This is a genomic window from Erwinia sp. AK-PDG3-5, from assembly GCF_056821705.1.
In genome coordinates, this window is the sequence record NZ_CM165967.1 from 1052276 (window position 1) to 1073857 (window position 21582).

The following is a 21582-nucleotide window of genomic DNA, read 5'->3' on the forward strand; positions in this document are numbered from 1 at the left end:
CGCTCGCTGTTTTTCTCAGCCGTCAATCAGGTGACTGGCGCAGGGTTAAACACCGCCAGCGCATTGTGAATACCCCATCGATCGGACCAGGTTTGTTTGCGTCCACTGGCAATATCCAGAATCAGTTCAAACAAGCGTGTTCCCACCTGCTCAATACTCTCCTCTCCCGTGGCAATCGTTCCGGCATTAATATCCATCAGGTCGAACCATCTGTCGGCCAGCGCGTTGCGTGTCGCCATTTTGATTACCGGGATGGCGGCCAGGCCATAGGGTGTGCCGCGCCCGGTGGTGAACACCTGCAGGGTAATGCCGGACGCCATCTGCTGCGTACCGCAGACAAAATCACTGGCCGGCGTTGCCGCGTAAATCAACCCGCGTCGGGTCGGGCGCTGGCCGGGTGAAAGCACCTCTACAATCGGGCTGCGGCCGGATTTAGCGATCGATCCCAGCGCTTTTTCAACCACGTTGGCCAGGCCGCCCTTTTTATTGCCTGGCGAAGGGTTGGCGCTGCGGTCGGTCTGGCCCATATTCAGGTAGTCGTCATACCAGGCCATCTCTTCCAGCAGGCGTTTGCCCACTTCTTCATTGATCACCCGTGGCGTCAGCAGATGGACAGCATCACGCACTTCCGTTACCTCAGAAAACATCACGGTGGCGCCACAGCGAACCAGCAAATCAGAGGCATAGCCAACGGCCGGATTCGCGGTCACGCCGGAGAAGGCGTCGCTGCCACCGCACTGCATACCGATAATCAGTTCCGAAGCCGGAACCGTTTCGCGCTGCCGCTGATTCAGACGCTGCAAATGCCGGCGGGCCACCTGCAGGATATCGTCGACCATCGACTCAAATCCGATATGCTTTTCATCCTGCAGGCGCACGACATCTTCTTCGCCCAGCGAAATGGTCTGCACGTCGGGCGTGCCTTCCAGCAGACGCTCAGGCTGAAGTTTCTCGCAGCCCAAACCGACCACCATCACTTCTCCACCGAAGTTGGCGTTCAGCGCCAGGTTGTGAATGGTGCGGATAGGCACGACGGCCGCGGGCGCGTTGATCGCCACGCCACAGCCGTATAAGTGATTTAATGCCACCACGCCATCAACGTTCGGGAACGCGGGCAGCAGGTCGCGCTCGATGATCTTCACCACATAATCGACCACGCCCGCGACGCAGTGAACGCTGGTGGTGATGGCCAGCAGATTGCGCGTGCCGACGCTGCCATCCGCATTGCGGTAGCCTTCAAAGGTATAGCCTTCCAGCGGCGGTAATGCCGGGGGAATATTGTTAGCGAGAGGCAGGCTGGGCAGCTCCGGCGCTTCGGGCAGCACCACCAGCGATTCGTCAATCCATCCACCGCGTGAGATATCCCTCACCGCATAGCCAATTACTTCGCCATAACGAATAATATTCGCGCCTTTGGCAATATCACTGAGAGCCACTTTATGACCCTGAGGAATATGTTCTTTTAGTACCAACCCGCAAGGAAATTCAGTTCCCGCCACCAGGCCGTTATTATTTACCACGATGGCAACGTTATCGTTCTCATGGACCTTTATATAAAGGGGCGGATCGTTTTTTTGAATGTTCATTGCTCGACAATTCCTGAAAATAAGTAAGGTAAGCGTCTTTTATTCTCTCCTTGATGAACGATGCGTCCTTTTGTGCCTGAATCGTATTCTGCTGCCAAACAGTATAAAAGCCCGCCCGGTGGAAAACATTATGCAGATGTCCGACATCCTGGCGGATGAGCAGGGCTTTTTCTGGCATACGTACAGATATCAGTGAGAACGCTCACAAAGGCAAGGGGAAAGCCACCGGACTGTGACCGCCCACGCAGAACGTCTTGGTTCCGTGAGCCACCCCGCAGGGGGTTGTGCATATGCCATAAGAATATGAATATTTGTGGCTTTTTATAGGGCTAATTGCCGATGTATTCCGCCAGGGCTGTTCCTATACTTTTCAGCGAACAGAACGATGAGATATTGCCACGCTGCGTGAAAACTATTCTGCCAAATTAATCGCTGTGTTTAACCCAACGTCATTCTGATACCCAACGCGATGTGTATGCAGTTCAGAGTGAAAGTAGCCTGACCGCTATATTTCAGGAGTGCATCATGAATTCAATCAGTAGTGCTGCGAGCGCCGTGCAAAAAAGAACAAATGCTCGCTACTGGATAGTGGTGATGTTATTTATCGTCACCTCTTTCAACTATGGCGATCGGGCGACCATCGCCATTGCCGGTTCCGCCATGTCCAAGGATATCGGGCTCAGCTCGGTAGGCCTGGGTTACATTTTCTCCGCATTCTCATGGGCCTATGTGATTGGCCAAATTCCAGGAGGCTGGCTGCTGGACCGCTTCGGGTCTAAACGCGTGTACTTCTGGAGTATCTTCCTCTGGTCACTGTTTACCTTACTGCAAGGCTTCGTTGACCTGTTCAGCGGCTTCACCATTATCGCCACGTTGTTTATGTTGCGATTCCTGGTCGGCCTGGCAGAGGCACCTTCCTTCCCGGGCAACAGCCGTATTGTTGCGGCCTGGTTCCCGGCGCAGGAGCGCGGCACCGCGGTCGCTATCTTTAACTCCGCACAGTACTTCGCCACGGTGATCTTCGCGCCGATTATGGGATGGCTGGTCTCTTCCGTTGGCTGGGCGCACGTGTTCTGGTTTATGGGGGGCCTCGGCATCATCCTCAGCTTTATCTGGCTGAAAGTGATCCACGATCCAAACGACCATCCGGGCGTCAACAAAGCCGAGCTGGAATACATGGAGCAGGGCGGTGCGCTGATCAATATGGATCAGAAAAAAGAAGAGCGTAAGGTGAGTTGGGCTGAGAAAAGACATCAAATCAAACAGTTAATTACCTCGCGCATGATGGTCGGCATCTATCTGGGCCAGTACTGCATTAACGCCTTAACCTATTTCTTTATCACCTGGTTCCCGGTCTATCTGGTGCAGGCGCGCGGCATGTCGATTCTGAAAGCCGGGATGGTTGCCTCAATCCCGGCGATCTGCGGCTTCCTTGGCGGCGTGCTGGGCGGGATTATTTCCGACTGGCTGATGCGCAAAACCGGCTCGCTGAATATCGCCCGAAAAACGCCAATCGTGCTCGGCATGTTGCTGTCGATTTCGATGGTGGTGTGTAACTACGTCGATACCGAGTGGGTGGTGGTGTTCTTTATGGCGCTGGCGTTCTTCGGTAAAGGGATTGGTGCATTGGGCTGGGCGGTGATGGCGGATACCGCGCCGAAAGAGATCAGTGGCCTGAGCGGCGGTCTGTTCAATATGTTCGGCAACATCTCCGGCATCATTACGCCAATCGCCATCGGCTACATCATTGCGTCTACCGGCTCGTACAACGGTGCGCTGATTTATGTGGGTATCCATGCCTTTGTCGCCGTACTGAGCTATCTGGTGCTGGTACAGGATATCAAACGCATCGAACTGAAACCTTTGTAAGGACGCGTTATGACCACGCAAAGCAGTCCTGTCATTACTGAGATGAAAGTCATTCCGGTGGCGGGCCACGACAGCATGCTGTTGAACATCGGTGGCGCGCATGGCGCCTTCTTCACCCGCAACATTGTGGTGTTAACGGACAGCGCCGGGCACACCGGCGTCGGGGAAGCGCCAGGCGGCGAAACCATTTACCAGACGCTGGTCGATGCCATCCCGCAGGTGATCGGTAAAGAAGTGGCCAGGATGAACAGCCTGGTGCAGCAGGTGCACAAAGGCAATCAGTCTGCCGACTTCGATACCTTTGGCAAAGGCGCCTGGACCTTCGAACTGCGGGTCAACGCGGTGGCTGCGCTTGAAGCCGCGCTGCTGGATTTACTGGGCAAATGCCTGAATGTGCCGGTGGCTGAACTGCTTGGCCCCGGTAAACAGCGCGATGAAGTAACGGTGCTGGGCTATCTGTTCTACGTCGGCGACCGGGAGAAAACCGATCTGCCATATCTGGCGGGCGAGAAATCGAGCCACGACTGGTATCACCTGCGTCATCAAAAGGCGATGGACAGCGCCGCCATTGTTCGCCTGGGGGAAGCCGCACAGGACAAATATGGCTTTAAGGACTTCAAGCTGAAAGGCGGCGTGTTGCCAGGCGAGCAGGAAATCGATGCCGTCAAAGCGATGAAGAAGCGATTCCCGGAGGCGCGCATCACCGTTGATCCAAACGGTGCCTGGCATCTGGATGAAGCCATCGCGCTGTGTAAAGACCTGCAGGGCATTCTGACCTATGCCGAGGATCCCTGCGGCGCAGAGCAGGGCTACTCCGGCCGCGAAGTGATGGCGGAATTCCGCCGCGCCACCGGTCTGCCGGTCGCCACCAATATGATTGCCACTAACTGGCGCGAGATGAATCACGCGGTGATGCTGAATTCGGTCGATATCCCACTGGCGGATCCGCATTTCTGGACGTTGAGCGGCGCGGTGCGCGTGGCGCAACTCTGTGATGACTGGGGGCTGACCTGGGGCTGTCACTCCAACAACCATTTCGATATCTCTCTGGCGATGTTTACCCACGTTGCCGCAGCCGCGCCGGGCAAGCCGACCGCCATTGATACCCACTGGATCTGGCAGGAAGGCGACCAGCGCCTGACCAAAAATCCGCTACAGATCCGCCAGGGAAAAATTGCGGTCCCGGACGCACCGGGGCTGGGCGTTGAGCTGGACTGGGCGCAAATCGAGAAGGCCCACCAACTCTACAAAACGTTGCCTGGCGGCTCCCGTAATGACGCCACGTCGATGCAATATCTGGTCCCCGGCTGGACCTTCGATCGTAAACGTCCGGCCTTTGGACGCTGAATCCTGACAGGTAAGGAAGAGTTATGAACGCGATAACAGGAACCCCGTTAGTCACCGAAATGCAGGTTATCCCGGTGGCCGGTCACGACAGCATGTTGCTGAATCTGAGTGGCGCGCACGCGCCGTTTTTCACCCGTAATATCGTGATCATCAAAGACAACTCCGGGCACACTGGCGTGGGTGAAATTCCCGGCGGCGAGAAAATTCGTAAAACGCTGGAAGACGCGGCGCAGCTAATTATCGGCCACGGGTTGGGCGAATATAAAAACCTGTTGAGCCACGTGCGAGAAACTTTCGCCGATCGTGATGCCAGCGGCAGGGGAAATCAGACCTTCGATCTGCGCACCACCATTCATGTGGTGACCGGCATAGAAGCGGCGCTGCTGGATCTGCTGGGGCAGCACCTCGGCGTTAATGTGGCTTCATTGCTCGGAGACGGTCAGCAGCGCGACCAGGTCGAAATGCTGGGCTACCTGTTCTACATCGGCGACAGCCGTAAAACCGACTTGCCTTACCAGAGTCAGCCGGACGACAGCTGCGACTGGTATCGGCTGCGCCATCAGGAAGCGCTGAGCCCGGAAACGGTCGTGCGGCTGGCTGAAGCGGCCTACGAGAAATACGGCTTTAACGATTTCAAACTGAAAGGCGGCGTGCTGGCCGGTAGTGAAGAGGCCGAAGCGGTGACCGCGCTGGCCAAACGCTTCCCGCAGGCGAGGATCACCCTCGATCCCAACGGCGCCTGGTCACTTAACGAGGCGATTGCGTTAGGCAAGCAGCTGAAGGGCGTGCTGGCGTATGCGGAAGATCCCTGTGGTGCCGAGCAGGGCTATTCCGGCCGTGAAGTGATGGCCGAGTTCCGCCGGGCAACCGGACTGCCGACCGCCACCAATATGATTGCCACCGACTGGCGGCAGATGGGCCATACTTTGTCCTTGCAGTCGGTCGATATTCCGCTGGCTGACCCGCACTTCTGGACCATGCAAGGTTCGGTTCGCGTGGCGCAAATGTGCCATGACTTTGGCCTCACCTGGGGTTCGCACTCCAATAATCATTTCGATATTTCGCTGGCGATGTTCACCCATGTGGCCGCCGCCGCGCCTGGCAACATTACCGCCATCGATACCCACTGGATTTGGCAGGAAGGCAATCAGGGACTGACCCGACAACCGCTGCAAATTAAAGGCGGACGGGTGCAGGTTCCGCAACAACCGGGACTGGGCGTTGAGCTGGATATGGATAAAGTCATGCAGGCTCACCAGCTCTATCTGAAGCACGGACTTGGCGCGCGCGACGATGCGCAGGCCATGCAGTTCCTGGTGCCGAACTGGACCTTCGACAATAAACGCCCGTGTCTGGTGCGCTAATTTTCTTTCACAGGAGTTACTGATGAGCTACGTAAACAACCCCAACAGCTTCCGTCAGCGCCTGCTGGCCGGTGAAACCTTAATTGGCAGCTGGTGTGCCATGGCTAACCCGCTGACCACGGAAGTGCTTGGGCTGGCCGGTTTTGACTGGTTAGTGCTGGACGGTGAGCATGCGCCGAATGACATCACCACCTTTGTGCCGCAGCTGATGGCGCTGAAAGGCAGCCACAGTGCGCCGGTGGTGCGTCCACCGACCAACGAGCCGGTGATCATCAAACGCCTGCTGGATATCGGTTTCTCCAACTTCCTGGTGCCTTTTGTCGAAACCGAAGAGGAAGCTATTCGCGCAGTCGCCTCCACCCGTTATCCTCCGGCCGGGATCCGTGGCGTCTCGGTGTCGCACCGCAGCAACATGTACGGCACGGTGCCGGACTACAACAACACCATCAACGATAACGTGACGGTGCTGGTGCAGATTGAAACCCAACTGGGCGTCGACAACATTGATGCGATTGCCGCGGTCGACGGCGTGGACGGCATCTTTGTCGGCCCTGGCGACCTGTCCGCCGCGTTGGGCTACCTCGGCCAGCCGGCGCATCCGGAAGTGTTGAAAGTGATCAAATACCTGTTCGAGCGGGCCAAAGCCGCTGGCAAGCCAAGCGGTATCCTTGCGCCGGTCGAAGCCGATGCCCGTCGTTATCTGGAGTGGGGCGCTGGATTTGTTGCTGTAGGCAGCGACGTTGGCGTTTTCCGTGGTGCCACGCAGGCGCTGTGCGACCGCTTCAAAAAATAATCCCCCGAATCTGGAGAAGAAAAAATGAAAATTGGCTTTATTGGTCTGGGCATCATGGGCAAACCCATGAGCAAAAACCTGGTGAAAGCAGGTTACTCGTTAGTGGTTCGCGACCATAACCGCGAAAACGAAGCTGAGCTGGTAAGCCTGGGGGCGACGGTGGCCGGCAGCGCGAAAGAAGTGGCCGAGCAGAGCGATGTGATCATCACCATGCTGCCTAACTCACCCCAGGTGAAAGAAGCCCTGCTCGGTGAGGACAGCGTGATCCAGGGCGCCAAACCGGGCACTATCGTGATTGATATGAGTTCCATTGCGCCACTGGCCAGCCGTGAAATTCACGATGAGCTGGCGAAGAAAAGTATCTCGCTGCTGGATGCGCCGGTTAGCGGCGGCGAACCAAAAGCGATCGAAGGCACGCTGTCGGTGATGGTCGGTGGCGATAAAGAGCTGTTTGATAAATGCTACGACATCATGAAAGCGATGGCGGGCTCGGTGGTGCACACCGGAGATATTGGTGCCGGTAACGTCACCAAGCTGGCAAATCAGGTGATTGTGGCGCTGAACATTGCCGCCATGTCCGAAGCGCTGACGCTGGCCACCAAGGCGGGCGTCAACCCGGAACTGGTGTTCCAGGCGATCCGCGGTGGTCTGGCCGGCAGCACCGTGCTGGAAGCCAAAGCGCCGATGGTGATGGATCGCAACTTCAAGCCCGGTTTCCGTATCGATCTGCATATCAAGGATTTAGCCAATGCGCTGGATACCTCTCACGGCGTGGGCGCGCAGCTGCCATTAACGGCGGCAGTGATGGAGATGATGCAGGCGGTGAAGGCCGATGGCATGGGCACGTCCGACCACAGCGCGCTGGCTTGCTACTATGAGAAGTTAGCGAAAGTGGAAATCACTAAATAGCCTATGGTCCGGCTTGTCCGCAGGCCGGTATCTGCACTTTTGGTTGAGGCCAGGTCAACGCGCCAGGAAACCGTATGAAAATAGTAATCGCACCGGATTCATATAAAGAGAGCCTGTCGGCTCAGCAGGTCGCCACGCAGATCGAGCTGGGGTTTCGCGAGATATTTCCCGACGCGCACTACGTTAAGCTGCCGGTAGCAGATGGCGGAGAGGGAACTGTCGAGGCGATGGTAGCGGCAACCAAAGGCAAAATCATTGAGCTTGATGTCACTGGCCCGCTGGGCGAAACGGTGAGCGCTTTTTACGGCTTATCCGGTGACGAAAGCTGCGCATTTATTGAGATGGCGGCGGCCAGCGGGCTGGAGCTGGTGCCGTCCGCCCAGCGCGATCCGCTGATCACCACCTCTTATGGCACCGGCGAGCTGATCCGTAACGCGCTGGATAAGGGTGTTGAGCACTTTATTATTGGCATCGGCGGCAGCGCCACCAATGATGGCGGTGCCGGGATGGTGCAGGCGCTGGGTGCACAGTTGCTGGACACGGACGGCCAGCAGATCGGTTATGGCGGTGGACAGCTGCCGGCACTGGCCCGCATTGATATGAGCCAGTTCGATTCCCGCATTAAACACTGTCGCTTTGAAGTGGCCTGCGATGTCACCAATCCGTTGCTGGGTGAAGAAGGCGCGTCGGCCATTTTTGGTCCACAAAAGGGCGCAACGCCAGAACTGGTGAAACAGTTGGATAGCGCGCTGGCGCATTACGCCGGGGTGATCCGCCGCGATCTGGATAAAGATGTGCTGACCATTGCCGGTGGCGGCGCGGCGGGCGGCATGGGCGTGGCATTGCACGCTTTCTGCCAGGCAGAACTGCGTCGCGGTATCGAAATCGTTACCGAAGCGTTAGGGCTGGATGCGCTGGTGAAAGATGCCACGCTGGTGATCACCGGTGAAGGCAGAATCGACAGTCAGTCCATTCATGGTAAAGTGCCGATTGGCGTGGCTCAGGTGGCGAAGCGATATAACAAACCGGTGATTGGTATTGCCGGCAGCCTGACCAAAGACGTGGGGATCGTGCATCAGCATGGTCTGGATGCGGTGTTCAGCGTGATTTACAGCATCTGCACGCTGGAAGAAGCGCTGCATAATGCCGCCGAAAACGTGCGTTTAAGCGCGCGCAATATTGCGGCGACGCTGGCGATAGGGCAAAAACTCTGACGGTTATCAGGCCGCTGTTTAGCGGCCATCCGGGCTTAGAGACTCAACCGATTTTTCGCCAGTCTGGCCACATTTTCCATCTCATCCAGCAGTTCAAACAGCTCCGGTTCCACCGCATCAATGCTGCCATGGGCGCGCAGGCCTTGTTCCAGCTGCAGACAAAGCTGCTTCAGCCTTGGCACGCCGCTGTAGCTGGCGCTGCCGTGCAGCTTATGAATAATGTCACGTAGCGCCAGCGTATCGTCAGACGCCATATAGCTCTCTACCAGCCCCTTCACCTCAGGCAGGAAGTCCACCAGCATTTGCAGCAGATCGCGCGCCAAATCCGGCTTATTCGCCGCCTGACGCAGCGCCAGCTGCCAGTCCAGCGACGCCGGAACATCCTGCAGTTTTGCCGCCACCGCCAGTAATCCCGGCGTGTAGCGCGCCAGCAGCTGGCTCAGTTTGGCTTCATCAATCGGCTTGGCGAGATAGTCGTTCATTCCGGCTTCAATCAGATGCTCTTTCTCACCATCCAGCGCATGGGCAGTCACCGCCACAATCGGCGTGGAGGCGTGCTGCGGATAACTGCGGATGATTTCGCTGGCGCGGATGCCGTCGATATCCGGCATCTGAATATCCATCAGGATAATGTCCAGATTGTGCTGCTGCGCCTGCTTGATCGCCGCTTCACCGCTGTCACACAACACGATATTGTCGACCTGTTCTTCCAGTAGCGCGCCAATCAGCTTGAGGTTGGCCGGATTATCATCCACCGCCATCACCGTCAGCGGCAGACGCAGACGGGAAGGGAGGTAGACCGCTTCGCGGGTATGGTTCTCAATCAGTACCGGCAGTAAACGCGTCAGGCTGACCGGCTTAATCAGGCAGGCGTTGACGCCGCGAGACTTCAGCTCCTCGGCATAAATCTGCATCTGGCAAGGCAGGGCCATGATCAGGTTATCGGCGCGTTTCAAGGCGGGCAGCAGCAGCTCGGCGGAGATTTCCCTGTCGGCCTGTTTGGTCACCGGCAGGCCCAGCAGCAGGGCATCAAAATGCCCGTCCGGCAGGCCATCCAGCGTGGTGCTGTAGCTGATGGTCATCTGCGTGGCGCCAAGCATTTCAAGCGTCGCTTTTGCTGCGGCACTGTTGGCTTCAACATACGCCAGGCGTTTGCCGATCAGGCAGTCCGTCGCCCGGCGATCGCTATTGGCATTCGGATTCAGCGCCAGGTTGATATTGAACCAGAAGGTGGAGCCCTGATTCATCCGGCTGTGCAGCGAGATTTCCCCGCCCATTTCGTTCACCAGCTTCTGGGTGATCACCAGCCCAAGCCCGGTTCCGCCATGGCGACGGGAAATGCTGGCGTCGGCCTGACGGAACGCCTGGAACAGCTGCGACTGCTGCTTCTCGGAGATGCCAATACCGGTATCGTGGATCTGCACTTCCAGATTCACCCGGTTAGTGCTCAGCGAACGCAGCTCAATACGGATATCGATGTTGCCCCGCTCGGTAAATTTAATCGCGTTGCCTAACAGATTGATGATGATTTGCTGCAGGCGCAGCGGATCGCCAATGGTATTATCCGGCACCTCCGGCTGAATGCTGAGCGTTAATTCCAGCCCTTTTTCATGGGCCGACTGCGCCAGCAGCACCACCACTTCATCCAGCGTGTCGCGCAGCGGGAACGGGATGGTTTCCAGCACCAGCTTGCCCGCTTCCAGCTTGGAAAAGTCCAGCACGTCGTTGATGATGCTTAACAGGTTATTGGCCGATCGCTCGATGGTGTGCAGATAGTCGCGTTGGGTAATATTCAGCGGGGTTTTCAGCGTCTGGCGGGTAAAGCCGATCACGCCGTTCAGCGGCGTGCGCAACTCGTGCGACATATTTGCCAGGAACTCGGACTTGATCCTCGCGGCTTCCTGCGCGCGCTTTTTGGCTAAATCCAGCTCGACGTTCTGGATCTCCATCTGCTCCAGGGTTTCGCGTAAATCCGAGGTCGCCTGGTCGATATTTTGCTGCATCTCTTCGTGGTAGGCGGTTAACGACATGGCCATCGAGTTGATGCCGTTCTTCAGCATATCCAGCTCACCGAGCATATTGCCGTTGACCCGGCTGTCCAGCTGACCGCGACGAATGCGGTCAACGGTGCTGACCATATCGCGGATCGGGCTGGTGACATCGCGCATCAGGCGATAGGCAAAGTACATCGCCAGACACAAACAGAGCAGCAGCAGCAGGGTGGAGACAAATACCTCCTTATATTGCTGCAAACGCACCGACTGCAGATCTAATTCAATCGCCACATAGCCGAGGGGATTGCCGTCGGGTTTGGCATCTTCGCCGGGTGACTCGTCGGGATAGTAGCTCTCAGAAACAATCGGCGTGCGCAGAATGACCGAATTGCCTTTGCGCTGATAGCTGAATAAATTCGACAGTTTTTGCCCGGCCGGGAGCCGAAGCTTATCGGCGTCGGTATGAAAGTTCGAGGTGACGAAAAGCTGATTTTGCGCGTCAAAAATCGAAATAGAGCGGACGATTTCCGAGTGGCGACGGTGCAGCAGGCTGACCAGCTGCCTGACCGACTCTTTACTGTGAAAGGTCATGCCATATTCACTGGCGACCGCCAGCGGCTCGATGATGTTGGCGCCCGCGTCCACTAACTGGTTCTGCAGCTCGTTGTAGCGATGTACGATGAAAAACGTGCTTAATAACAGGCCAATCATCAGCGTCGGGGCCAGTATTAAAATCATCATCCGTGCCCGCAGGCTATATTTGGTCATAAACTTCCTTAAGAAAATCTCTTTCGCCCGGCCATCACGCGGGTCGAATTAATCCGTATGCTGGTGTAGGCTACGCACGCTTTTTAGTGGCTGACACAGCTGATTACTTTCGGGACAGGCGAATAATGGCGCAATTCTACTCTGCAAAACGGCGCGTGACGACCCGCCAGATCATCATAGTGACGGTTAATGACCTCGATGGATTTGGCCAGGGCGTGGCCAGGCATAATGGCAAAGCGCTGTTTATCGCTGGCGCGCTGCCAGGTGAGCAGGTGGAAGTCGATATCACCGAAGATAAACGCGCCTGGGCCCGGGGAAAAACGCGCAAAATCCTCAAGGCCAGCCCGGACCGCGTCACGCCAAAATGCCCGCACTTCACCGAATGTGGCGGCTGCCAGCAGCAACACGTCTCACCTGCTTTACAACAGAGCAGCAAAGCCCAGGCGCTGTCGCGTCTGTTGAGCCAGCAAACCGGTCAGCCGGCCGAGGTCGATACCATCCTTTCCGGCGAGGCATATGGCTATCGACGTCGTGCCCGACTGGGCCTCAGCTACCAGCCTCGCAGTAAAACGCTGCAAATGGGATTCCGCAAGGCGGGCTCCAACGATCTGGTCTCTCTGACGCAATGCCCTATTTTAAAGCCCGAACTTAATGCATTGATCGCGCCGCTGCATCAGGTGTTGAGCACTTTACACGCAGTCAGCACCTTAGGGCATATCGAGCTGGTGCTGGCCGATAACGGCCCGCTGCTGGTGTTGCGCCACCTTGAGCCATTAATTGCTGAAGATCGTGAAAAACTGGAACAGTTTTCGCATAAGCATAAGGTGGCGTTATACCTGGCAGCAGAAAGCGATACGCTGGAGCAGGTAAATGGGGAGATGCCGTTCTACCGCATCCATGACCTGACCCTGACGTTCAGCCCGCGCGATTTTATTCAGGTCAACGGCGCGCTGAACGAGCAAATGGTAAGCCAGGCGTTAGCATGGCTGGATCTGCAACCGGAAGATCGGGTGCTTGACCTGTTTTGCGGCATGGGAAACTTCACGTTGCCTGTAGGAAAAATCGTTAAAAATGTTACGGGTGTTGAGGGTGTTGCAGCATTAGCGTTAAAGGGGGGGTATAATGCCGCCCTGAATAATCTGAATAATGTCAGCTTCTTTCAGCACAATCTGGAAGAGGACGTGACGCGGCAGCCATGGGCCGCAGAGGGATTTAACAAGGTGTTATTGGATCCGGCCCGTGCCGGGGCGGCAGGCGTGATGGATCACATCATTAAACTTGCACCCGAACGCGTGGTCTATGTTTCCTGTAATCCGACTACACTTGCTCGGGATAGTCAGAGTCTTCTGACCTCCGGCTACCAATTGGAAAGGATTACGCTGCTTGATATGTTTCCGCATACCGGGCACGTGGAATCCATGGTGTTATTTAGCCGAAAATAGGCGCCCGGACGGGCGTCAAGGCAGGAGAGGATATGGTTGCGGTAAGAAGTGCACATTTGAATACGGCTGGCGAGTTTGCACTCGACCAATGGATCACCAGTTTGGGGATCTCTAATCCGCAGTCATGTGAACGACTGGCCGAGACCTGGCGCTATTGCGAAGAAGCTACCCGGAATCATCCTGACGCGGCATTGCTGCTGTGGCGAGGCGTGGAGATGGTGGAAATCCTCTCCATGCTCAGTATGGACAACGAAAGCCTGCGGGCCGCGCTGTTGTTTCCCCTCGCCAACACCCACGTCGTCTCTGAAGAGGTGCTGGAAGAACACTTCGGTAAAGCCATTGTCTCACTGGTGCACGGCGTGCGTGATATGGACGCCATCCGCCAGCTAAAAGCCACCCACAATGATTCCATGGCGCCTGAGCAGGTGGATAACGTCCGCCGGATGCTGCTGGCGATGGTGGAAGATTTCCGCTGCGTGGTGATCAAACTCGCCGAGCGTATTGCCCATCTGCGCGAAGTGAAGGATGCGCCGGAAGATGAGCGCGTGCTGGCGGCGAAAGAATGTACCAATATCTACGCGCCGCTGGCGAACCGCCTCGGGATCGGCCAGCTCAAATGGGAACTGGAAGATTTCTGCTTCCGCTATCTGCATCCCGACGAATACAAACGCATCGCCAAATTGCTGCATGAAAGGCGCATCGATCGTGAAGGTTACATCGACACCTTTGTGCAATCCCTTCGTACGGAGATTGTGAAAGAGGGCGTGAAGGCCGAGGTCTATGGCCGTCCGAAACACATCTACAGCATCTGGCGCAAGATGCAGAAAAAGTCGCTGACCTTTGACGAGCTATTTGACGTGCGTGCGGTGCGTATCGTGGCCGAACGCCTGCAGGATTGCTACGGTGCGCTGGGGATTGTGCACACGCTCTATCGCCATCTGCCGAGCGAATTCGACGACTATGTTGCCAATCCGAAACCGAACGGTTACCAGTCAATCCATACCGTGGTGCTGGGGCCGAAAGGCAAAACCGTTGAAGTGCAGATCCGTACCCGCCAGATGCATGAAGATGCCGAGCTGGGCGTTGCCGCGCACTGGAAATACAAAGAGGGTGGCACCGGAGGCAATGCGCGTGGTGCGGCAGGTCATGAGGAACGTATTGCCTGGCTGCGTAAGCTGATTGCCTGGCAGGAAGAGATGGCGGACTCCGGTGAAATGCTGGATGAGGTACGCAGCCAGGTGTTCGACGATCGGGTGTATGTGTTTACCCCGAAAGGCGACGTGGTGGATTTACCCGCGGGTTCGACCCCGCTCGACTTTGCCTATCATATCCACAGTGATATCGGCCACCGCTGCATCGGCGCCAAGATCAGCGGGCGCATCGTGCCCTTTACCTATCAGCTGCAGATGGGCGACCAGATCGACATCATCACCCAGAAGCAGCCGAACCCGAGCCGCGACTGGCTGAACCCGAACCTCGGCTATGTCACCACCAGTCGCGGGCGCTCAAAAATTCATGCCTGGTTCCGTAAGCAGGATCGTGACAAGAACGTGGTGGCGGGTCGTCAGATCCTCGACAGCGAGCTGGACCATCTTGATATCAGCATGAAAGAGGCAGAGAAGCTGCTCCTGCCGCGCTACAACGTTAACTCGCTGGATGAGCTGCTGGCCGCCATCGGCGGTGGCGATATCCGTCTCAACCAGATGAGCAACTTCCTGCAGTCGAAGCTGCACAAGCCCAGTGCTGAAGAAGAAGATCGCGAGGCGCTGCGTCAGCTCACGCAGAAATCAGCGGCACCGCGCAGCAAAGAGAGTGGGCGGGTGGTGGTCGAAGGCGTCGGCAATCTGATGCACCATATTGCGCGCTGCTGTCAGCCCATTCCGGGCGACGATATCGTCGGCTTTATCACCCAGGGACGCGGGATCTCGATCCACCGCGCCGACTGCGATCAGCTGACCGATCTGACCTCGCATGCGCCGGAACGTATTGTTGATGCGGTGTGGGGCGAAAGCTACTCCAGCGGTTATTCGCTGGTGGTGCGCGTCACCGCCAACGATCGTAGCGGCCTGCTGCGCGATATCACCACCATTCTGGCCAATGAAAAGGTCAACGTGCTGGGTGTTTCCAGCCGCAGCGACACCAAAAAACAGCTGGCGACCATCGATATGGATATTGAGATCTACAACCAGCAGGTGCTGGGAAGAGTCATTGCGCGGTTGAACCAGGTCCCTGACATCATCGACGCCAGGCGGTTGCATTAATTTGTCAGGTGGCGATTTTACTTGCCAGTTTGCGTCCCGGCAGTGCTCGTCCAGGTCACATACTCGAATATGCTCCCTGGCCTCTGCGCTGGCGGGTCGCAACCTGACTGCGACAGTTACGCCACGACGTTGTTAAAGATACGTTCACATCAAGAGCGACAACCTTCAGGCTGTCAGCGCTTGCCAATCTGTTTATGGAAAATGTTATGAATGCACTCGATCGCCTGCTGGGCATCATGAAAACCCTGCGCGATCCTGAAGGCGGTTGCCCGTGGGACCGCGAGCAGACTTACGCCACCATCTCGCCTTACACCCTTGAAGAAACCTACGAAGTGCTGGATGCCATCAGCCGTGAAGATTTTGACGATCTGCAGGGCGAGCTGGGCGATTTGCTGTTCCAGGTGGTGTTTTACGCGCAGATGGCCAATGAAGAAGGGCGTTTTAACTTCGACGATATCTGCCACACCATCAGCGATAAGCTGGAACGCCGCCATCCGCACATTTTTGCTGACGTGAAGGTTAACGGCAGTCAGGACGTGCTGACTCACTGGGAGCAGATCAAAACCCGCGAGCGGGCGGACAAAGCGCAGCATTCGGCGCTGGATGATATCCCGCGCGCGCTGCCGGCCTTGATGCGCTCGCACAAGATTCAGAAACGCTGCAGTAACGTCGGCTTCGACTGGCATACGCTTGGGCCGGTGCTGGACAAAGTGTATGAAGAGATCGACGAAGTGATGCATGAGGCTAAGCAGGCGGTCGTCGATCGGCAGAAGCTGGAAGAAGAAATTGGCGACCTGCTGTTTGCCACGGTGAATCTGTCGCGGCATCTGGGTAGCAAAGCCGAAATCGCGCTGCAAAAAGCCAACGATAAATTCGAACGCCGCTTCCGTCAGGTTGAGCAGATCATTGCCGATCAAGGGCTGGCGATGCAGGACGCGACGCTCGAACAGATGGAAGCCGCCTGGCAGCAAATCAAATCCCGCGAGTAATAGCTGACTCGATTCAACAAAAGTGTGACTTGTATCAACCTCCGCCGCCGGCAAATCGGGTAATATTTTGCCGGTCAATACGGTGGCAGGCAGACAATCGGAAACGATTAATTGTGGCACTGCAGGGATTCGGGTAGACTGTTTTCCCGTCCTGGTTATTCCATCGTCTTTAAACCTACTTTCTCAGGTTCAGCATGACAACGAACTATATTTTTGTGACCGGCGGGGTCGTATCCTCTCTGGGAAAAGGCATTGCCGCAGCCTCCCTGGCCGCTATTCTTGAAGCACGCGGTCTTAACGTGACCATCATGAAACTGGACCCGTACATCAACGTGGACCCAGGCACCATGAGCCCAACTCAACACGGCGAAGTGTACGTCACCGACGACGGCGCAGAAACCGATCTGGATTTGGGTCACTACGAGCGTTTCATCCGCACCAAGATGAGCCGTCGTAACAACTTCACCACTGGCCGTATCTACTCAGAAGTCCTGCGCAAAGAGCGCCGGGGCGATTATCTGGGCGCGACCATTCAGGTTATCCCGCATATCACCAATGCCATCAAAGAGCGCATCATCGAAGGCGGTGAAGGCCATGATGTGGTGCTGGTTGAAATTGGCGGCACCGTGGGTGATATCGAATCCCTGCCATTCCTTGAAGCTATCCGCCAGATGGCGGTTCAGGTTGGCCGCGAGCATACCCTGTATATGCACCTGACGCTGGTGCCTTACATGGCCGCCGCTGGCGAAGTGAAAACCAAGCCAACTCAGCACTCGGTAAAAGAACTGCTGTCCATCGGTATCCAGCCAGACGTGCTGATTTGCCGTTCCGATCGCGCCGTACCCGCCAACGAACGTGCGAAAATCGCCCTGTTCTGTAACGTGCCGGAAAAAGCGGTAATCTCGCTGAAAGATGTTGATTCCATTTATAAAATCCCGGGCATGTTAAAATCCCAGGGTCTGGATGACTTTATCTGTAAGCGCTTCAATCTGAATGCACCGGAAGCAAACCTGGCCGAATGGGAACAGGTGATCTACGAAGAAGCCAATCCGGGCGGCGAAGTGACTATCGGTATGGTCGGCAAATATGTCGAGCTGCCAGATGCGTACAAGTCAGTGATTGAAGCCCTGAAGCACGGTGGTCTGAAAAACCGTGTGACGGTAAACATCAAGCTGATCGACTCGCAGGATGTTGAAACCCGCGGTGTCGAATTGCTGAAAGATTTGGATGCTATTCTTATCCCTGGCGGCTTCGGCTACCGTGGTGTGGAAGGCAAACTGATGACCGCCCGTTACGCGCGTGAGAACAACGTTCCTTACCTCGGCATTTGCCTGGGTATGCAGGTTGCGCTGATGGAATTCGCCCGTAACGTCGCCGGAATGGAAGGCGCAAACTCCACGGAATTTGTGCCAGACTGTAAGTATCCGGTAGTGGCACTGATCACCGAATGGCGTGATGAAGAAGGCAATGTTGAGCAGCGCACCGAGCAGAGCGACTTAGGCGGCACCATGCGTCTGGGCAGCCAGCAGTGCCAGCTGACCACCGACAGTCTGGTTCACCAGCTGTACGGTTCAGAAACCATTGTTGAGCGTCATCGCCATCGTTATGAAGTCAACAATATGCTGTTGAAGCAGATTGAAGCGGCTGGATTACGTGTGGCAGGCCGCTCCGGGGATGACCAGCTGGTGGAGATCATTGAGATCCCTGACCATCCATGGTTTGTTGCGTGTCAGTTCCATCCGGAATTCACCTCAACCCCGCGTGACGGTCACCCGCTGTTTGCTGGCTTTGTGAAAGCCGCCAGCGACTACCAGAAGCGTTTGGCAAACTAAGTATTTTCATAATGGCGCTGACTGACTAATCACCAGATGCCGGGCTGCAGTGCACACCGCTGCAGCGCCAAAATGGCGGTTAATCCGGGCGTTGTTTGTCTGAGTTTAAGTAAACTTGATACTGAGGAAAAACTAATGTCCAAAATCGTTAAAGTCATCGGTCGCGAAATCATCGACTCCCGTGGAAACCCGACCGTTGAAGCTGAAGTGCACCTGGAAGGCGGTTTCGTAGGTATGGCTGCTGCACCATCAGGCGCTTCTACCGGTTCTCGCGAAGCGCTGGAACTGCGTGACGGTGACAAATCTCGTTTCCTGGGTAAAGGCGTAACGAAAGCCGTTGCTGCGGTCAACGGCCCTATCGCTAACGCGGTAACGGGTAAAGACGCAAAAGACCAGGCAAACATCGACAAGATCATGATCGATCTGGACGGTACCGAGAACAAATCCCAGTTCGGCGCTAACGCCATTCTGGCTGTTTCTCTGGCTGCTGCGAAAGCCGCTGCTGCTGCCAAAGGCATGCCGCTGTATGAGCACATCGCTGAGCTGAACGGTACCCCGGGCAAATTCTCTATGCCACTGCCAATGATGAACATCATCAACGGCGGCGAGCATGCCGACAACAACGTCGACATCCAGGAATTCATGATCCAGCCTGTGGGCGCAAAAACACTGAAAGAAGCCATCCGTATGGGTTCTGAAGTGTTCCACACCCTGGCGAAAGTGCTGAAGTCTAAAGGTATGGGTACGGCTGTGGGTGACGAAGGTGGCTACGCGCCTAACCTGGGTTCCAACGCAGAAGCGCTGGCGGTTATCGCTGAAGCGGTAAAAGCAGCAGGCTACGAGCTGGGCAAAGACATCACTCTGGCGATGGACTGTGCAGCGTCTGAATTCTACAAAGACGGCAAGTATGTGCTGGCGGGTGAAGGCAACAAAGAATTCACCTCTGAAGAGTTCACTCACTTCCTGGAAGACCTGACCAAACAGTACCCAATCGTCTCTATCGAAGACGGTCTGGACGAATCTGACTGGGCTGGTTTCGCATATCAGACCAAAGTACTGGGCGACAAAATCCAGCTGGTGGGCGACGACCTGTTCGTAACCAACACCAAGATCCTGAAAGAAGGTATCGACAAAGGTATCGCTAACTCCATCCTGATCAAATTCAACCAGATCGGTTCTTTGACCGAAACTCTGGCTGCGATCAAAATGGCGAAAGATGCCGGTTATACCGCAGTGATCTCTCACCGTTCAGGTGAAACCGAAGACGCTACTATCGCAGACCTGGCGGTAGGTACTGCAGCGGGCCAGATCAAAACCGGTTCTATGAGCCGTTCTGACCGTGTTGCTAAGTACAACCAGCTGATCCGTATCGAAGAAGCGCTGGGAGCACGTGCGCCATTCAACGGTCTGAAAGAAGTTAAAGGTCAGTAATGACCTGACTTCCCGGTCCGTCACGGGCTGAGGAATTTCAGCTGAAACTAAACCGGGCCCGTTAATCGCGGGCCCGGTTTTTTTATACCTTTTTCAGCTGGCCGAACACCAGTCTTCCCTGATGGAAAGTAGCTTGCACCGCCGGGACGCGGGCGACCGCTTCGGCTGAGCAGCTGGCGTCGACCAGCATCATCTCCGCCGCATCATTGACCGCCGGCCACTGACGCTGCCCGGCATCGCTGAGCGGCAAAATATTGCCGGTGGCAATCGCCAGCGAACGGGTCAGGCCGAACTCGTCGGAGTTGCCGTACAGCTGGGCATACAGATTGGCTTTCTCCAGCATGCTACCGGTGCCAAACGGCGACCAGTGATCGATCACGCTGTCGGTGCCGGTCATTACGAACACGCCTTTCTCACTCAGCTGCGGCAGCGGCATCGAGAGTTTGCCAATCGGCACCGTGGAAGCCACGGTAAACTGCTGCTCGGCCAGAGCGTTGATCACCTCTGCCAGCTCATTTCCCTGCATGACCGATAACGCAAAGCCGTGGCTCAGCGTGACCTTGCCCTTCAGCTGCGGGTTTTTCTCGACGGTGCTGATCATGTACTTCACCGCGGCAATGCCCGCTGGGGTGGTTTCGTGCAGATGAATATCGACACCTTTGTGACTATCCAGCGCGATCTGGAACATCGCATCCAGCGACTTCTCCATCGCGCCATCGACGTTAGTCGGATCGAGGCCGCCAACGTACTGCACGCCCATCTGCATCGCTTCACGCATCAGGCCATCGACGTTAGCGTGCAGCAGGCCATGCTGTGGAAACGCCACAATCTCACAGCTGAAGTCCTGCTGATGCTTCTGCAAGGCAATCTGCAAATGCTCCAGGCTTTTCAGGCCGCTGACCGGATCGATATTGCAGTGGCTGCGGGCAACGGTGGTGCCTTTGGACTGCAACAGCCCGATGATTGCTTCGGCATGCTCGACAGAGTGCGGCAGCAGCCGCGGGATAATGACCTGCTCACGGGCAATCATATCCATGATGGTTTTGCCTCTGCGCGGGCGTGGCGCTTCCCAGTGGCTGCCGTAAAAGGTTTTATCCAGGTGAATATGCATATCGCGCGTGGCGGGCAGCAGCAGCATGCCTTGTGCATCGTAGGCGGGTAGGGCGCTGGCCGCGCGTGCCTTAACCTGACTTATCGCCACGATTTTGCCGTGATTGATTTCCAGATCGTAGAGCGCGGTGTGCGTGGCGATAACCATCTCGCCTTCGCGCTCAAATCCCTCTTCCAGCCTGACGTTTCGCAGGACGTAATGCGCATCAGCAAGGGTTTTGGTCTGGCTGGCATCGTCGCAGGGTACGCTTGCCGATGCAGTGTTGACGGTTGCGGCGCCTGCCATCCCAGAGGCAAGAAGGGCGCTGCCAGCGGTCATTCTGGCGCCGGTAGAGAGGAAGTTCCTGCGGCTTTGTTGATCGGTTTGCACATCAGTTTCCTTTTTTATTGTGGTCGTTTCCCCAGCAATATTACCTGAATGAAGATTGCTAGCAATTCTGCGCGATGTAAAAATATGCAAGGTTGGCAGCGCACGTTTTAAGTCCAGCGCAGTAGCCACCTGAGGATTATCTGAAAAAAGCGGCCTGTCAGCGGGAGGATCTGCATTATTTGTGAAATTTATTAATGAGTTGCGAACCAATTCTGCCTTTTAAGGAATGGTCTGATTTGTGTTAAGGAGGGCGAAATATCAGGTCAATTTATGTAAGTTCGCGGTAACGAAATGTAATCAGGA

The 21582-nt window shown here is 56.1% G+C and carries 14 protein-coding genes; 11 read left to right on the forward strand and 3 right to left on the reverse strand.

Features of this window, described 5'->3' with window-relative positions; translation table 11 throughout:
- Positions 1–26 precede the first annotated feature (26 nt).
- Positions 27–1586 carry a galactarate dehydratase gene (gene garD, locus AC1UKS_RS04820; protein ID WP_482435988.1) on the reverse strand — a complete coding sequence of 520 codons (1560 nt, stop codon included), beginning with the start codon at positions 1584–1586 and terminating at the stop codon, positions 27–29.
- Between the two features lie 525 nt (positions 1587–2111).
- Here garD and AC1UKS_RS04825 point away from each other — a divergent pair.
- The 6 genes from AC1UKS_RS04825 (at position 2112) to AC1UKS_RS04850 (ending at position 9082) form a co-directional block, all read left to right on the forward strand.
- Positions 2112–3455 carry an MFS transporter gene (locus tag AC1UKS_RS04825; RefSeq protein WP_053143821.1) on the forward strand — a complete coding sequence of 448 codons (1344 nt, stop codon included), beginning with the start codon at positions 2112–2114 and terminating at the stop codon, positions 3453–3455.
- Between the two features lie 9 nt (positions 3456–3464).
- Positions 3465–4802 carry an enolase C-terminal domain-like protein gene (locus AC1UKS_RS04830; protein WP_482435989.1) on the forward strand — a complete coding sequence of 446 codons (1338 nt, stop codon included), beginning with the start codon at positions 3465–3467 and terminating at the stop codon, positions 4800–4802.
- A gap of 23 nt (positions 4803–4825) precedes the next feature.
- Positions 4826–6166: a glucarate dehydratase gene (gene gudD / locus AC1UKS_RS04835; protein ID WP_265908641.1), complete on the forward strand. Its 1341-nt coding sequence runs from the start codon at positions 4826–4828 to the stop codon at positions 6164–6166.
- A 22-nt stretch (positions 6167–6188) separates the two neighbouring features.
- Positions 6189–6959 (forward strand): 2-dehydro-3-deoxyglucarate aldolase, encoded by a 771-nt coding sequence (gene garL, locus AC1UKS_RS04840; RefSeq protein WP_013203567.1) that lies wholly within the window; start codon positions 6189–6191, stop codon positions 6957–6959.
- A gap of 24 nt (positions 6960–6983) precedes the next feature.
- Positions 6984–7868 (forward strand): 2-hydroxy-3-oxopropionate reductase, encoded by an 885-nt coding sequence (gene garR / locus AC1UKS_RS04845; RefSeq protein ID WP_265908643.1) that lies wholly within the window; start codon positions 6984–6986, stop codon positions 7866–7868.
- 74 nt (positions 7869–7942) lie between these two features.
- The gene (locus AC1UKS_RS04850) at positions 7943–9082 is read left to right on the forward strand and encodes a glycerate kinase (RefSeq protein ID WP_482435990.1); all 1140 of its coding nucleotides are present in this window, start codon (positions 7943–7945) and stop codon (positions 9080–9082) included.
- 35 nt (positions 9083–9117) lie between these two features.
- Here AC1UKS_RS04850 and barA read toward each other — a convergent pair whose 3' ends face one another.
- Positions 9118–11844, reverse strand: coding sequence for a two-component sensor histidine kinase BarA (gene barA, locus AC1UKS_RS04855; protein ID WP_482435991.1), 2727 nt, complete (start codon positions 11842–11844; stop codon positions 9118–9120).
- A gap of 125 nt (positions 11845–11969) precedes the next feature.
- Between barA and rlmD the strand changes: the two genes are divergently transcribed.
- The 5 genes from rlmD (at position 11970) to eno (ending at position 19799) form a co-directional block, all read left to right on the forward strand.
- On the forward strand, positions 11970–13286 hold the full coding sequence (rlmD, locus tag AC1UKS_RS04860) for a 23S rRNA (uracil(1939)-C(5))-methyltransferase RlmD (RefSeq protein ID WP_482435992.1): 1317 nt from the start codon (positions 11970–11972) through the stop codon (positions 13284–13286).
- 32 nt (positions 13287–13318) lie between these two features.
- Complete coding sequence (gene relA / locus AC1UKS_RS04865; protein WP_013203562.1) at positions 13319–15547, forward strand: GTP diphosphokinase; 2229 nt, start codon at positions 13319–13321, stop codon at positions 15545–15547.
- Positions 15548–15753: 206 nt separating this feature from the next.
- A complete protein-coding gene (gene mazG, locus AC1UKS_RS04870; RefSeq protein WP_482435993.1) occupies positions 15754–16536 on the forward strand; it encodes a nucleoside triphosphate pyrophosphohydrolase in 783 nt (260 codons plus the stop codon).
- A 194-nt stretch (positions 16537–16730) separates the two neighbouring features.
- Complete coding sequence (gene pyrG / locus AC1UKS_RS04875) at positions 16731–18368, forward strand: glutamine hydrolyzing CTP synthase (RefSeq protein WP_013203560.1); 1638 nt, start codon at positions 16731–16733, stop codon at positions 18366–18368.
- A 135-nt stretch (positions 18369–18503) separates the two neighbouring features.
- Positions 18504–19799 (forward strand): phosphopyruvate hydratase, encoded by a 1296-nt coding sequence (eno, locus tag AC1UKS_RS04880; RefSeq protein WP_013203559.1) that lies wholly within the window; start codon positions 18504–18506, stop codon positions 19797–19799.
- Between the two features lie 82 nt (positions 19800–19881).
- Here the strand turns inward: eno and AC1UKS_RS04885 are convergent, their stop codons facing one another.
- Positions 19882–21279 carry an amidohydrolase family protein gene (locus AC1UKS_RS04885; RefSeq protein ID WP_482435994.1) on the reverse strand — a complete coding sequence of 466 codons (1398 nt, stop codon included), beginning with the start codon at positions 21277–21279 and terminating at the stop codon, positions 19882–19884.
- Positions 21280–21582: the final 303 nt, after the last annotated feature.

What these genes read in the sequence shown, in the direction of transcription:
- garD (WP_482435988.1), bottom strand. Translation starts at nt 1,586, where the DNA reads ATGAACATTCAAAAAAACGATCCGCCCCTTTATATAAAGGTCCATGAG.
- AC1UKS_RS04825 (WP_053143821.1), top strand. Translation starts at nt 2,112, where the DNA reads ATGAATTCAATCAGTAGTGCTGCGAGCGCCGTGCAAAAAAGAACAAAT.
- AC1UKS_RS04830 (WP_482435989.1), top strand. Translation starts at nt 3,465, where the DNA reads ATGACCACGCAAAGCAGTCCTGTCATTACTGAGATGAAAGTCATTCCG.
- gudD (WP_265908641.1), top strand. Translation starts at nt 4,826, where the DNA reads ATGAACGCGATAACAGGAACCCCGTTAGTCACCGAAATGCAGGTTATC.
- garL (WP_013203567.1), top strand. Translation starts at nt 6,189, where the DNA reads ATGAGCTACGTAAACAACCCCAACAGCTTCCGTCAGCGCCTGCTGGCC.
- garR (WP_265908643.1), top strand. Translation starts at nt 6,984, where the DNA reads ATGAAAATTGGCTTTATTGGTCTGGGCATCATGGGCAAACCCATGAGC.
- AC1UKS_RS04850 (WP_482435990.1), top strand. Translation starts at nt 7,943, where the DNA reads ATGAAAATAGTAATCGCACCGGATTCATATAAAGAGAGCCTGTCGGCT.
- barA (WP_482435991.1), bottom strand. Translation starts at nt 11,844, where the DNA reads ATGACCAAATATAGCCTGCGGGCACGGATGATGATTTTAATACTGGCC.
- rlmD (WP_482435992.1), top strand. Translation starts at nt 11,970, where the DNA reads ATGGCGCAATTCTACTCTGCAAAACGGCGCGTGACGACCCGCCAGATC.
- relA (WP_013203562.1), top strand. Translation starts at nt 13,319, where the DNA reads ATGGTTGCGGTAAGAAGTGCACATTTGAATACGGCTGGCGAGTTTGCA.
- mazG (WP_482435993.1), top strand. Translation starts at nt 15,754, where the DNA reads ATGAATGCACTCGATCGCCTGCTGGGCATCATGAAAACCCTGCGCGAT.
- pyrG (WP_013203560.1), top strand. Translation starts at nt 16,731, where the DNA reads ATGACAACGAACTATATTTTTGTGACCGGCGGGGTCGTATCCTCTCTG.
- eno (WP_013203559.1), top strand. Translation starts at nt 18,504, where the DNA reads ATGTCCAAAATCGTTAAAGTCATCGGTCGCGAAATCATCGACTCCCGT.